Genomic DNA, 13,213 nt, shown 5'->3' with positions numbered 1-13,213 from the left:
CGGCTCACGTGCCCCGCGAGCGCGGCTCGATCCCGCGACGCCGCGCGGTCTACAATCCCCGGCGGTGAGCTTCTTCCTCGGAGCGCCCCCCGATCGGGTCGACCTCGCGCACTTCCCCAAGGTCGCGCGCCAGCACGCGCTCGCAGCCGACGGTCTGCCCGTCCCGCCGGGCGTGGTCCTCGATCTCGCCCGCGCGCAGCAGCTGTTCGCGGCCACCGCTTCCCTCGAGCCCAACGCCGCGACCGACTCCGATCCCGCGCGGCTCTGGGTCCGCGAGCAGCTCGACGCCGGCCGCTCGCTGATCGCCCGCTGCGCGAGCACCATCGAAGATCGCGAGCACGCGAGCGGGGCGGGGCTGAGCATGTCCGTCGCCGGCCTGTCCTCGACGCGCGCGCTGGCCTCGGCGCTGATGATGATCGCCGCCCACGGCCGCGCCGCCGGCCTCGACGATCCCGGAGGCAGGCGCACGCTGATCCTGATCCAGCGCGAGGTCCCCCGCCACGCCCTGCTCGTCGCGGTGCGCGGCGGCGCGACAACGGACCGCTTCTACGCCGAGAGCCACGGCCCCGAGGCCGGCCCCGAGCCCCTGGCCGAGGGCCGCTCCCCCGAGTGGGCGGGCGCCCTCGACGAGTGGCCAGACCCGGCCCGCGAGCGCGTCGTGGCCCTCGCCGAGCGCGTCGGCGCCCGCGAGGCCGGGCCCCAGGGCGTCGACCTCGAGATCGTCGTCGACGGCGGCGGCGACCCCTGGCTGGTCCAGGCGCGCCCGCTCACCGCCCCGCTCCACCCTGGCTGGCCCGACTTTCTCGCCGCGATCGCGGCCGACCCCGACGCCGAGCCCACCCCCAACGCCGACCCGGGCAGCGCCCTGCCCCGCGGCCAGCTGACCCTCGACGGCGAGCACAACCCCGCGCCCTTGTCCCCCGCCCACGCCTGGATCACCCGGCGCCTCGCCGCGCTGCGACCCGAGCACTCGGGCAGCGCGGTGATCCTCGCGGGGTGGCTCTACATCCGCGCGACGCCACCGAGCCAGCCCGCCGAGGATCCGCCGATGTCCGCCCGCGGCGCGCTGCTGTGGCTGCGCGAGCAGGCCCTGCCCGCGGCCCGGCGGGACCTCGACGCCTTCGATGATCTCCTCGGCCAGCGCCCGCCCTTGCGCGAGGCCCTCGCGGTCGCCATGGCGCACTTCTCGACCATGAGCGACGACTACGCCGAGCGCCTCGGCCCCGCGCGGCGAGCCGCCCTGGCCTACGCGCCGCTCTTCGTCGACTCGCCGCTGCGCCCGGGCGCCCTGCCCACCACCTTGCGCGGGCGCGAGGACTTCCTCGACGTGCTCCCGGCTCAGTGGGACATCGCCAGCCCGAGCCTCAGCGAGCTGCTCGGTGACGAGCCCGACCCGCGCGAGGCCGACTCGAGCGCGGCGTGGCAGCCCGACCGAGACGCCCTGCCGCGAGACGAAGGCGAGGCCGCGCGCCTGCTCGGCGAGTGGGACGACCACCTCTTCGCCCTCGGCCTCGCGCCCCTTCGTCAGCTGTGGCTCCACGCCGCCGACCGCCTGCGCTTCGCCGCCCCCGAGCGTGTGTTCTTGCTGACCGGCGACGAGCTCGTCGACCTCGACGAAGGTCGGGGCCCCCACGGTCGGGCCCTCGACGCCCACCTCGACGCGCGCGCCCGCAGGTGGCACGCCCACGCCCGCCTCGATCCACCCACGCGCATCGTCGACGGCGCCCCCATGCCCCAGCCGATCGGCGGCCACCTCCGCGGGCTGGCCATCGGCGAGACCTTCACCGGCCCCATCGCCCAGCGCCGCGACCTCCGCGACCTGCTCTCGGACCCGCCCCCACCACAGGCCGTCCTGTGCACGCCGGCGCTCACGGCTCAGGCCGCCGTCGCCCTCCATCGCCTCGGCGTTCGGGCCGTGTGCACCGAGTACGGCGGCGCCCTGGCCCACGGCGCCCTCATGGCCCGCGAGCTCGGGCTCTCGGCGCTGATCGGCTGTCGAGGCTGCACGCGCATCATCGAGGGACGCCTGGCCACGGTCGATACCCGTGCGCGGCGGCTGGCGCTCGCCCCCGCTCGCCCACCGGCCTCCAAAACGTCTTGAAATCGCTCACTTTTCCGACCTAAGATATGCGCGATGCGGACGTCGCCGACGCATCCCGGAGCACGGTGACCAAGTCAGAGCTCATCGAGCGATTCGCTCAGGAATCAGGCCTCACCAAGGGCCGCGCCGAGATGGTGGTCAACACCATCTTCGACGCGATGACCAACGCCCTCGTCGCTGGAGACGGCGTCGAGATCCGTGGCTTCGGTAGCTTCACGGTGCGCCGCTATCAGCCCTACGAAGGCCGCAACCCGCGGACCGGAGACGTGGTCCACGTCGCCGCCAAGCGCCTGCCTTTCTTCAAGGTCGGCAAGGAGCTGCGCGAGCGCGTCAACGGCAGCTGGGACGCCACGGATGACCACGACGAGTCGAGCGCGAGCCCGCGACCCAGCGCGCCCGCGGCCGAGCGCAAGCCGTCCACGCCGCGGCGCCGCGACGAGAACCTGTCCGAAGACGTGATCTGATCCGCGGGCTGCGAGGGCTCGGCCTGAGAGCCCGCTACTCGCCTTGCGAGCTCGAGGACGGCTGGCCCACTGACGGCCGCGGCGCTCGCTCGCGCTCGAGCAGGTCCCCCGCGGCGATCATCGCGTCACGATCGTGGCGGACGATCGCCAGCTCCTCGGCCACGAACACCCGCGCCTCCCAGCTCGGCTGCGCCCGCGGCCGCTTGTTCATCACGCTCGCCGGATAGCGCGAGTGCGGCAGCCCAAAGAAGTGCCCGAGCTCGTGGCCGAGCACCACCTTGGAGCCGATGCTCGACACGATCACCCAGCGCTTGTCGGTGTTGCTGCGCTGGCGCCAGTGGACCCCGCGGATCTGCTCGCCGGGCGCGTCGACGTCGTCGAGGCGGGCGACCATGAACACGTGGACCCGGCCGCGATCGAAGCGGTCACGGCCGATGGCGTCGCGCTGCTCCCGGGTGGCGACGTGCTCGAAGTCCGCCGAGACCACGTCGACCGCCTCGATCTGAAAGCCGACATCGACCGGCTCGAACAGCGTCGCCGCGTGCTCGAGCCCCGCCGCCAGCCATGCCGGGGTCTGCACCGGACCCTGCGCGCCCACGACCACGTGGAGGTGGATCCCAAAGCAACGCGCGCGCCCCTCGGGGCACGCCGGGGTCTGGTCCACGAAGCAGGCCAGCGCGGGCGCGACCTCGGGATCGAGGAGCGCCGGGCACTGGCGCGCGCCCAGGGCGACGGGCAGCACGAGCAGGGATTGAAGCAGCACGACTTGGAGACCTTTTGGCGACCCTCTCAGTCACTATCAGACTGCTCTGTGAGTTCCCCAGAAGGAGGGCCATCACGCGCAGCGAGCACCTTTCGTTTTGTTCTCTCTCGATAGAGGAACGCAGCCACCACCGAACCAATCGTTCCCACAGCAAGGGTCGTCCCGGCGCTCGGGTGCCCTAGCCAAGCGATGACCACACCTGCCACTAGCCCGAGAACCGCAAAAAATTAGTGCAAAAAATTGTCCCTTGGACCGGCGTCTGTTGCTCTCTTCAACCACCCGAAGCTGGGACTCAACTTGTTTCTCATGAATCACCAAACAGCGCTCTGTAAAGCCCGGAACCAGAGCCTCATATTCCCTCGCAAGAGTAGGGGGAGGCATCGGTCCAGCAAAGTGAGCGGTATGAGCGAAGAACGCGAGTTCGGGGGCCGTGGGAATCGCGCCAATCGCTTGGGGCTGAGGACCCACTGGCGAGGAGTTCCCTTGAATTTTATCCGCAACGCGCTTGGCCAGAGCTTGCTGACTGAGAGATGAGGAAGAGCTCTCTTCTGTGTCCGTCTCTGCCGTTTCAGCCTGTGAAAGCACCACTTCCACCAGTCCAAGCAAAGACTCAGGGGCGCTCTCTGCTTCTTCAGAAGCAGACTGGCTAGACCTCTGCTTCATGATCTCCTTGGCCACGAGATCAGCGATCTGTGGCTCGGTCATGCCCTGACTCAACAATCGATTATAGTAATCTTCGAGGTTCATCCATCAGCTCGAAGGACACGTTCCCGGCATCGCTGATATACAGGAGCCTCAGCCGGGGTCTCGTCATCGGGGAAAAAATCGACCAGCCCAGCCGCACCATCGGCAATCGCAACCGGCCAGGACGTCACCTCACCTCGAGCATGTCCATCAGACATGGTCTCTCGCCCCTTCGCTTCAGGCCCAGCGGCCAAAATCGCCTTGACATGATCTCGTACAGCCTCCCGCTCGTACCGCTCGACGTCCTCCCGAATTAATTTTGCAATCGCCTTGGCTGTGACAACGGCGACTGCGCCTAGTGCGACCGCGCGCACGGCGGCAGCAAATTCATCTGACTCTGCGATGGCTTTTACGAGCGACTTCTCCAGAGCATCTCCCCGGTCTCCCGGTGCCGTGGTCTGCGCATCGTTGCTCATAAACATGGTGTAGCACCTTCTTGGCCTACGGAGACAACTAGCCTCCTGTTCTGCCTGCCAAGAACACGCCACTGAACACCCACATAGAGGGTGAAGCCTCCTTGACTGCTCGGGAACCATCCCCCCGGCACAGGCAGAAGAACAACACGACGGTGCCATCGGCGACTGGATACCGTGAGCCAGGCTGGCCTCGTATTTTGAACCATCGAAAGACAGCAAAAAGGGGACGGAAATGCACAGGAATCGAACCTGCCCAGGGCGCTCACGCACCCCACACCGGTTTTGAAGACCGGGGGCCGCACCAGCGGGCCGTGCACTTCCTCGAGGCCCGCCGCCTCAGCGCAGCGACGGGAAGCAGCTCATCGCGCACTCGTCGAGGTCGGGAGTGCCGTCCTCGTCGATGTCGGCCGCGGTCCAGATGGTATCGGCCTTTTTTTGGAACACGTGCTTGGAGATCGAGCCGTCGCTGTCGAAGAGGCCCTCGGGTAGCGAGGCGAACTCGTAGGTCTGGGTCGCCCCAGTCGCCTCGAGCAGGATCTCGTGGGCGCCGGAGCCCTCCTCGTCGCCTTCGTCCCCCCCATCCGCGGCGTTGTCGGGGAAGCCCACCGCGGGGGGGGCGTCACCGGGGGTGAACTCCTGCCAGACCATGCGCGACTCGTCGTACTCGTAGGCGAAGCAGCGGCAGTCCCAGGTCGAGTTGGCACCGTCGACGCAGTTGGCCTCGTTGACGCCGCTGCCGCCCCCCTCGGAGTGACAGTTCGCAGCGGCCACCACGCCATCGCCCGAGCTGAAGTTGAGCAAGAACAGGTTCTTGCGCAGCTGATCGATGGACTGGTAGCCGGTCCCGAGCAGCGAGTAGCTCTCGAGGGCCCAGACGCCCTCTTCGTCGAAGAGCCGGGTGTCTTCCTCCTTGCAGCTGCTCATGGCGGCGAGGGCGGACACAAACAAGGTAGAGGTGAGTGCGAAGCGTGCGCGCGACATCGTCGTGGATCCCCAATTCGGGTACGGGACCATACCACAGCGCGCGTTGGTGAGCGCTCGCCTCTCGCGCGCCGGTCGGCCCTCCGGCCTGCGCTTCACGCGGGTGCAGACAAGGCATTGACTGCGGCTTCCCCCAGACTTAGCTTCCTGCGCGCGGTGTCCGCAAAACGCGATTATTACGAGGTGCTCGAGGTCTCGCGCGAAGCGAGCGTTACGGAGATCAAGAGGGCCTATCGCAAGAAGGCCATGCAGTTCCACCCGGACCGCAACCCGGGCGACGACGAGGCCGAGGAGCGGTTCAAGGAGTGCGCCGAGGCCTTCGAGGTCCTCAGCGACGACCAAAAGCGCCAGCTCTACGATCAGTTTGGGCACGAGGGGCCACGCAACGCGGGCTTCCAGGGCTTCAACGGCGCCGACGAGATCTTCGCCCACTTCGGCGACCTCTTTGGTGACCTCTTTGGCAACCTCGGCTTTGGTGGCGCCCGCGGCCGCCGTGGCGGACCCCAGCGGGGCGCCGACCTCAAGATGGTCGTCGAGATCCCCTTCATGGAGGCCGTCGAGGGCAGCGAGCGCGAGCTCTCCGTCCCCAAGCGGGTCGACTGTGAAGTCTGCGATGGCACCGGCGCCGAGCCTGGGACCTCGCCCACCACCTGCCCCGAGTGCAACGGCCGCGGCCAGGTCGTCCACTCCCAGGGCTTCTTCCGCGTGCAGACAACCTGCCCGCGCTGCCGCGGCCGCGGCCAGATCATCGAGCACCCCTGCAAGGCGTGTTCGGGCAGCGGCACGGTTCAAAAAGAGACCACGCTGACGGTCCGCATCCCGCCGGGTATCGATCACGGCCAGACCCTGCGCGTCCCCGGCGGCGGTCAGCCGGGCGTCCTCGGAGGACCGCCCGGAAACCTCTACGTCGTCATCAGCGTCGAGGCTGACCCCCGCTTCGAGCGTGAGGAGTACGACATCTTCAGCGAGGTCGAGATCTCGATGTTCCAGGCCGCCCTGGGCACCAAGGTGACCATCGACACGCTCGACGGCGAGACCGAGATCGACATCGACGCTGGCACCCAGCCCGAGACCGTGATCACCCGCCGCGGCGAGGGCATCCCCGTCCTCGGTGGCCGCGGCAAGGGAGACCACCACGTGCGCGTGAAGGTCAGCGTGCCCAAGAAGCTGTCCAGCGAGCAGCACGACAAGCTCAAGGCCCTCGCCGAGGAGCTCGGCTTCTCGGTCGCCGACAAGAAAAAGGGCCTGTTGGGCTCGCTCTTCGGCTAGCCGCTCGATCTCCCCCGCCCCGCCACGGGCCCCGCCACGGCCAGCCCGCGGCGCAGGGGCGGCCGTGGTGTGCTGCGCAAAGGGTGCGGGGCGCAGGCTTCAAAGAGCCCACATGGCCCTGCTATTGTCCGGGGCCATGAAGTTCCCTGCCTTCTTCGCGCTCGCAGGCGTGTTGACCCTCGCGGCCACCAGCGTGGCCTGCGGACCGACCTCCAACAAGAACCAGGCTCGGCGTGTCGGCAAGGACGCGACCCTCGACAGCGACGCCCCGAGCACGCTGAACAACGTCGAGTTCATCGAGAGCGAGCGTGGCGGCGACCCCTTCACCGTTGGCTGCGCCGACGGCCAGCGCGAGGGCTTCGCCGACATCGCCAAGTTCCCGACCATCGCCGGCTGCCTCGGCGTCTGGGACGACGAGATGAACCTGCGCAAGGGCAAGACCAGCAAGGCCTGCGGCGACGACCTCGACGTCTGCTCCTCGCCGGCCGACGTCTGCGCCCCCGGGTGGAACGTCTGCGCGCGCACGGGCGACTATCACGATCTCACCGATCGCATCAGCGCCAACCAGTGCAGCGAAGGCGCCGGCCCGGGCAAGTTCGTGGCCGCGATCAGCCACGTGAAGATCAAGGGCGAGTGCGCCGAGGCCCCTGGCCCGACCACGCGCTACCCCTGCCTCGACAAGGGCTACGGCGCCGAGCCGATCTGCTGCGGTGAGGGCTGCGGTCAAGGTGGCTGCAAGGACAGCGTGTGGCCCGGCGAGACCCGCATCTCCATGGGCAAGGCCGAGGGCTGCTCGGCCGTCACCTCGGATCGCAACGGCGGCATCCTCTGCTGCAAGGACCCCAACGCCAAGCCGCCCGCGCCCCCGGCCAAGGCCGACGAGACCGGCGGCACCGCCGAGACCGGCGGCACCGCCGAGACCGGCGGCACCGCCGAGACCGGCGGCACCGCCGAGACCGGCGACGCCCCCGAGGCTGGCGACGCCGCGGCCAAGGCCGATCCGACCAAGATGCCCACTGGTGCCGGCAAGGACGCCGCGGCCAAGGACGGCTGAGCCAGGCTGAGCCGGGCCGAGCCGAAGAACTCGACCCATCATTCCGCCCATCCAGCGAGCCCTCTCCAACACCGGAGAGGGCTCTTTCATATCTATCGAATCGAGGGGCGCGTCGGCACCCAGAGGTGGCTTCACCCGACGCGCGCAGACCATGGCGCGCTACAGGGGGCTGTAGCGCGTCCCCCTGGCCTTGCCCTGCCAGGTGACGCGCTCGGCCTCGATCAGCCGCGCGACCGCCTTGCGAACCTGGAGCGAGGTCCCACCGACGAAGCTGCGGATCTCCGTGGCCGAGACCGGCTCTTCTGCATGTTCGATGAACTCGAGCACGCGGTTGTCATACTCGCGTCGACCTTGCGCCGTGCGCGTGTTGACCTCGTAGTTCAAGATCGGGAGCTCGCGGTCCTTGACCGTCGTCTCGGTCGTCGGCTCTTCTCCCCCGACGCCGGCGCTGAGGACGTCTCCCACCGTCACGCTGGACAGCAGCCCCGAGAATTGCCCCTTGCTGAGCTTGGACAGCTCCGCGAGGGTCATCTCGGGGTGCGAGCGGATTAATTCCAGGAAGACGCTGCGCTGCACTTCCTTGACGGCCTCGGACATTTCACGTTCGAAAGTGGACACCCACATAAGATAGCAGGAGTATTTCTTGCTGACTATAAATTCACCGGCGATCAGCAACACTTTTTCCAGGTGGCGCTAGTGAAGACGCCCTCGATTGAACATAATGCTCCTACATCCTCACGATGGGGCGATTTAGTTTGTGTGGGGCATTTTACCGCGGTTACGCTGATTGTTGCTAAATCTATCCCTTCGCGGCGTGTTTAAAGCGCGCGAACATGAGAGTCTCGGCCACACTTTTTGCAGTGTGACCATTCCCTCGAATCACCTATGCGCATAGTGCGTGGCGATATGGTAGGCTCATTTTGATTCGATGCTGCTGTGCTTCGAAATGCCGCTCACAGACTCATGGCTGGTCAATTGCCATCCCCGCTCTCGGGCGTGCCAGCCTGGAGCTTGCTCTCTAGCCAGCCCAGAACCTCATCATGCCACAGTTTGGCGTTGGCAGGGCTCAATACCCAGTGATTCTCGTCTGGAAAGTGCAGAAAGCGACTCTCGATGCCTCGACGCTGAAGCGCAGTAAAGGTCGCCAAACCCTGCTCGACGGGGACTCGATAGTCCAAAGAGCCGTGGATGACCATCATCGGCGTTCGCCACTCGTTGACATGATCGACGGGGTTGAAGCGACTATATCCCTTCGGATTTTCGAATTCTGGCCCACCTTGCTCCCACTCGGGAAACCACAGCTCCTCAGTGGCATAGTACATCATGCGCTGATCGAAGATCCCATCGTGATTGACCAAGCAACGAAAGCGATCGGGCCAGTTGCCGGCGATCCAGTTGATCATGAACCCGCCGTAGGAGGCCCCCAGGGCGCACACCCGATCAGCGTCCATCCAGGGATAGGCCTCCAGCGCATGATCCAGGCCTGCGCGCAGATCCTCGAGGGGTTTGCCGCCCCAATCACCACGGATCGCGTCAGTAAATGCCTGTCCGTAGCCCGTGGATCCGTGAAAGTCGATCATCACCACGGCGTAGCCCGCCCCGGCGTAGGCCTGGGCGTTCCAGCGGAAGTGGAACATGTTGCCAAATGAGCCCTGGGGACCCCCGTGGATCAGGAACGCGACCGGGTAACGCTCGTTGGGGTCGAAATTCGTAGGCTCGACCATCCACCCGTAGACCCTGTCGCCGCCGGCGCCCTCGAAGCTGAATTGCTCGGGGCGGCCCATGGAGACCCGCGCCATGAGCTCGTCGTTGGTGTGCGTCAGCTGTGCGTCCGCCTGCCCTCCGCCGGCCTCGCCTGCAATTGTGCCAACGTGGATCTCGGTGGGGTGGCGCAGGTCATGGACGAGCCAGGTGAGCCGCTCGCCCGCGATCCCGGGGCTCGAGACGGTGCCCTCGCTGACCCTGAGCGCCGTCTCACCGGTGGCCAGATCCACGCTGAAGAGCGGCTTTTGTCCAAGGTGCTGCGCCGTCGCCAACACCGACCGTCCATCGGGGGTGAACACATACTCGGCGACCGAGCGGTCCCATGCTTCGGTCACGGCGCGGGGCTCTCCCTCGAGGCCATTGTCGCCCCAGGGCTGCACCATCAGCACGAAGCGATCCGCCTCGAAGCCAGGGCGCGCCATGGCCAGCCAGGCTAGCTGCGTCCCGTCGGGGCTGAATTGCGGCGCGGTGTCCCAGGCAGGATTTTGGGTCAATCGATTGGGCACAGCGGCGCCGTCCACTGGCGCGTGGAAGAGGTCGAAATTTGTCGACCATGGCTCGCCGCCGCCCCCCTTGGCGTCGCGCGCCGCGAAGATCAGCCCGCTCCCGTCGGGCGTGAAGGTGAGCTCTTCGAAGCCGCCGAAGGGCTTGGAGGGGACATCGGCGTCGAGGCCCCGGCTGACGATGCGCGCGTCCTCGACCCCCAGGCCGACGTCGGCGGTGAGCAGCATCGAGCGCCGCCCGTCCTTCCAGGTGTCCCAATGGCGCACGAACATGCGCTCGTAGACGACGCCGGTGCTCGGATCGGCCGCCCGCGCGGCCTCGCGCTCGGCGGTGCAGGCGAGGTCGGGACAGTCCACGAAGAGCTCGGCGCTCATGGCCATGGTCGCGCCCTTTGGGCCGAGGGCCAGGTTGGTCACGGGCACCGGCAGCTTGGAGACCTGCTCGGGCGGCCCGGCCGCGGCGCCCTCGGCCATGGGCAGGCGCCAGACCTGGCTGTCCCCGGAGCGGCTCGACAAAAAGTAGATGAATTTGCCGTCGGGCGACCAGCTGGGCTGGCTCAGGCCCTTGGGGTGGGCGTCCAGGCGGCGCGGCGCGGCGCCGTCGAAGCCCACCACCCACAAGCTCGTGCGCCCGCGATTGGCTGCCATGTCGGTCTCGCGCAGGACGTAGGCGACGAGGCTGCCGTCGGGAGAAGGCGCGGGGCTCGACACGCGATCGACCTCGAGCATGTCGAGGATCGAGAAGGCGTGCTCCCCGGCGGGGGCGATGGCCGCGAGCTCGACGGGCGCGTCACCTTCGTCGTCTGCGCCCTTCGCCTCGAGGCCGGGGATCGGCTCGATCCCCTGGCCGTCGCTCGGCGCCTCGGCCTCGCCCGCTTTGTCTTTGTCACCTTTTGAAGCGCTGTCCCCTTGATCTGCGCACGCAACGAGCGCGGCAAGTGAAGACAATCCGAGGAAGAAACTGAGGGATGAACCGAAGCGGATAATGCGCATCTGCCTAGAGCCTATGCCATTTGCCCGCGCCTTGCCCACCCGGGCTACCCTCGATCCATGCGCACGTCCGCAAAGCTGGCAGTGTCCCTGCTCCTGACGGCCTGCTCGTCCACTGGCGAGCCAGCCGCTGCACCCGACACCCACGCGCGAGACAGCGAGGCGTCGGGCGAAGGTCGCGCGACCGACACCAAGCGACAGCAAAATGTGAACAGCGGGCCGGCCACCCGGGATCCCGTCGATGTGCCCATCGACGCGGCCGCCCTCGAGGCCGCCGGCGGCGTCGCTTACTTTGCGGGCGGCTGCTTTTGGGGTGTCGAGCACTACATGTCGCAGCTCCCCGGGGTGCTCCGCGTCGAGTCTGGCTACATGGGCGGCAGCGTCGAGGATCCCAGCTACGAAGATGTGCTCAGCCACGAGTCCGGCCACCTCGAGACCGTGCGCGTCTACTTCGATCCTCAGGTCGTGGGCTACCGCGAAGTCGCCAAGCGCTTCTTCGAGATCCACGACCCCACCCAGGCCAACGGCCAGGGTCCCGACATCGGACCCCAGTACCTGTCGGCGATCTTCGTCACCGACGAGACCCAGCGCGCGGCCGTCGAGGAGCTGATCTCGCTGCTCGAGGCCCGAGACTACGACGTGGTCACGACCATCGAGCCCGCCGGGGAGTTTTGGCCCGCCGAGGACTACCACCAGAACTACTACGTCGAGAAGGGCAGCCAGCCCTACTGCCACACCTGGACGGACCGCTTCGGCGACGGCCGCTGAGCCGCCCCGGGCGCTATACTGCCGGCGACATGGCTATCGTGAAGCTCGTCTGCCAAGGCTGCGGCGCCCGCTTGGACGCGGACTCGAACATGTGCGTGGTCACCTGCCAGTACTGCGGGACGAGCAACGCGCTCCAGCACCAGCAAGCTCCCCCCCAGCCGCGGCCACAACCCCAACAGATCCCGCCGCAGCAATTTCAGGCCCAGATCAAGCCGGCCAGGGCCAGCAAGATCGTGGGCAGGATCCTGCTTGGCACCCTGCTGCTCCCGATCCTGATCACGGGCTTCGTCGTCTTCGTCATCAACCGCTCCGTCACCCAGTTCGCGGAGGACCTCAGCGAGGGCATGTCGGGGTTCGCGGCGGGCCAGGAGCGCTTCATGTGGCGCAGCGGTCGACCCTTCGTGGCCGACTTCGACGCCGACGGCAACCAGGACGTCTTTGGGATCATCCTGAACACCGCCGAGCAGACGCTCCAGCTCGCGGCCTACTCCGGCGCCGACTGGAGTCAGCTGTGGGCCGTCGACATCGGGCCGCAGTCGAGCATCCCCGGCCAGCCCGCGCTCTACTTTCACGAGGATGAAGGTCAGGGCCAGGGCCAAGGCACCGCGCTGCTCTTCGTGGGCACGGCGCTGCGGGCCTACGACACCAAGACCGGCGCCGAGCGCTGGGTCACCAACTTGCCGGACAAGCTCCAGTCGGTGGTCCGCGACGGCCAGTCCCTGCTCGTGACCAGCATCGACGAGAGCGTCAGCGCCATCGACACGAGCACCGGCAAGCTCAGCCCCGCCGCGGCCGATCTGCCTGCCTCGGCCGTCGCCATGCGCAGCGACGAGGGCTTCGAGCTGATCCCCAAGGAGGACACCCTCGATCTGAGCAGCAATCAGTTCGACGACCTCCGCATACGAGCCGCCTTTTGTCCCCCGCAGGACCTGCCCCCGAGCTCCAGCCGCACCAACCGGCCACAGTCCTGCGCGTACCTGGTCGGCGTCGCCTTTGCGACCCGCGCCAAGGGCTCCGAAGTGCCCTACCTGCTCGGCTACGAGCGCGAGACCAAGGCCGAGCGCTGGCGCGTGCAGCTGACCCCGGCGGGCAGCCTGGCAACGGTCGAGGGCGGCTTCAGTCAACCTCGCGTGATCTTCGACCGCAACACCCCCTCGGACCAGAGCGACGCCTACCTGAGCTTCACCCCCGCCGGCGAGAGCAACGCGCACATCCGCCGCTTCTCCCTGGCCGATGGCGCGAGCGAGTGGGAGGTCGAGCTCCAGCCCAGCCCCGCCGCGAACATCGACGGCATGGTCCTCGGCGACGAGTCGCTCTTCGTCGTCTACGGCACCCGCATGCACATCCTCGACCTCGCCGACGGCTCCGAGCGCGCTCGCCTCGGCGGCTTCTGAGC

13 protein-coding genes and 1 tRNA gene are annotated in these 13,213 nt (G+C 67.7%); 7 read left to right on the top strand and 7 right to left on the bottom strand.

Translation table 11 applies throughout. The annotated features are described in order from the left end of the window. Positions 1 to 64 precede the first annotated feature (64 nt). A complete protein-coding gene (locus tag G6O69_RS42180) occupies positions 65 to 2,101 on the top strand; it encodes a PEP-utilizing enzyme (protein ID WP_172304386.1) in 2,037 nt (678 codons plus the stop codon). 65 nt (positions 2,102 to 2,166) lie between these two features. Further along, complete coding sequence (locus tag G6O69_RS16110) at positions 2,167 to 2,565, top strand: HU family DNA-binding protein (protein ID WP_172304385.1); 399 nt, start codon at positions 2,167 to 2,169, stop codon at positions 2,563 to 2,565. A 34-nt stretch (positions 2,566 to 2,599) separates the two neighbouring features. Here G6O69_RS16110 and G6O69_RS16105 read toward each other — a convergent pair whose 3' ends face one another. From G6O69_RS16105 to G6O69_RS16085, 5 genes are all read right to left on the bottom strand, one after another. Then, positions 2,600 to 3,328 (bottom strand): matrixin family metalloprotease, encoded by a 729-nt coding sequence (locus G6O69_RS16105; RefSeq protein WP_172304384.1) that lies wholly within the window; start codon positions 3,326 to 3,328, stop codon positions 2,600 to 2,602. Positions 3,329 to 3,400: 72 nt separating this feature from the next. Then, on the bottom strand, positions 3,401 to 4,075 hold the full coding sequence (locus G6O69_RS16100) for a hypothetical protein (RefSeq protein WP_172304383.1): 675 nt from the start codon (positions 4,073 to 4,075) through the stop codon (positions 3,401 to 3,403). Further along, positions 4,072 to 4,494, bottom strand: coding sequence for a hypothetical protein (locus G6O69_RS16095; protein WP_172304382.1), 423 nt, complete (start codon positions 4,492 to 4,494; stop codon positions 4,072 to 4,074). Before G6O69_RS16095 ends, G6O69_RS16100 begins: the two co-directional genes overlap by 4 nt. A gap of 221 nt (positions 4,495 to 4,715) precedes the next feature. After that, positions 4,716 to 4,809 (bottom strand) — tRNA-Sec (locus tag G6O69_RS16090). A gap of 15 nt (positions 4,810 to 4,824) precedes the next feature. Next, positions 4,825 to 5,412: a hypothetical protein gene (locus G6O69_RS16085; protein WP_172304381.1), complete on the bottom strand. Its 588-nt coding sequence runs from the start codon at positions 5,410 to 5,412 to the stop codon at positions 4,825 to 4,827. Positions 5,413 to 5,443: 31 nt separating this feature from the next. Between G6O69_RS16085 and G6O69_RS16080 the strand changes: the two genes are divergently transcribed. The 3 genes from G6O69_RS16080 to G6O69_RS16070 all read left to right on the top strand — a co-directional run bounded on the left by G6O69_RS16080 (position 5,444) and on the right by G6O69_RS16070 (position 7,792). Beyond that, entirely contained in the window at positions 5,444 to 5,590 is a 147-nt protein-coding gene (locus G6O69_RS16080; protein ID WP_176396879.1) for a hypothetical protein, read from the top strand. 35 nt (positions 5,591 to 5,625) lie between these two features. Beyond that, a complete protein-coding gene (gene dnaJ, locus G6O69_RS16075; RefSeq protein ID WP_172304380.1) occupies positions 5,626 to 6,738 on the top strand; it encodes a molecular chaperone DnaJ in 1,113 nt (370 codons plus the stop codon). Between the two features lie 136 nt (positions 6,739 to 6,874). Then, positions 6,875 to 7,792: a hypothetical protein gene (locus tag G6O69_RS16070; protein ID WP_172304379.1), complete on the top strand. Its 918-nt coding sequence runs from the start codon at positions 6,875 to 6,877 to the stop codon at positions 7,790 to 7,792. 159 nt (positions 7,793 to 7,951) lie between these two features. On the opposite strand, the gene G6O69_RS16065 is transcribed toward G6O69_RS16070, so the two are convergent. Further along, entirely contained in the window at positions 7,952 to 8,410 is a 459-nt protein-coding gene (locus G6O69_RS16065) for a hypothetical protein (RefSeq protein WP_172304378.1), read from the bottom strand. 353 nt (positions 8,411 to 8,763) lie between these two features. Continuing rightward, entirely contained in the window at positions 8,764 to 11,052 is a 2,289-nt protein-coding gene (locus G6O69_RS16060) for a S9 family peptidase (RefSeq protein ID WP_172304377.1), read from the bottom strand. A 57-nt stretch (positions 11,053 to 11,109) separates the two neighbouring features. On the opposite strand from G6O69_RS16060, the gene msrA reads away from it, so the two are divergent. Both msrA and G6O69_RS16050 read left to right on the top strand, forming a co-directional pair. Then, positions 11,110 to 11,817 (top strand): peptide-methionine (S)-S-oxide reductase MsrA, encoded by a 708-nt coding sequence (gene msrA / locus G6O69_RS16055; protein WP_172304376.1) that lies wholly within the window; start codon positions 11,110 to 11,112, stop codon positions 11,815 to 11,817. A gap of 29 nt (positions 11,818 to 11,846) precedes the next feature. Continuing rightward, the gene (locus G6O69_RS16050) at positions 11,847 to 13,211 is read left to right on the top strand and encodes a PQQ-binding-like beta-propeller repeat protein (RefSeq protein WP_172304375.1); all 1,365 of its coding nucleotides are present in this window, start codon (positions 11,847 to 11,849) and stop codon (positions 13,209 to 13,211) included. Positions 13,212 to 13,213: the final 2 nt, after the last annotated feature.

The sequence above is a fragment of the Pseudenhygromyxa sp. WMMC2535 genome (genome assembly GCF_011083025.2).
The sequence above is the reverse complement of the archived record's forward strand: the minus strand, read 5'-3'. Positions and strand labels throughout refer to the sequence as shown.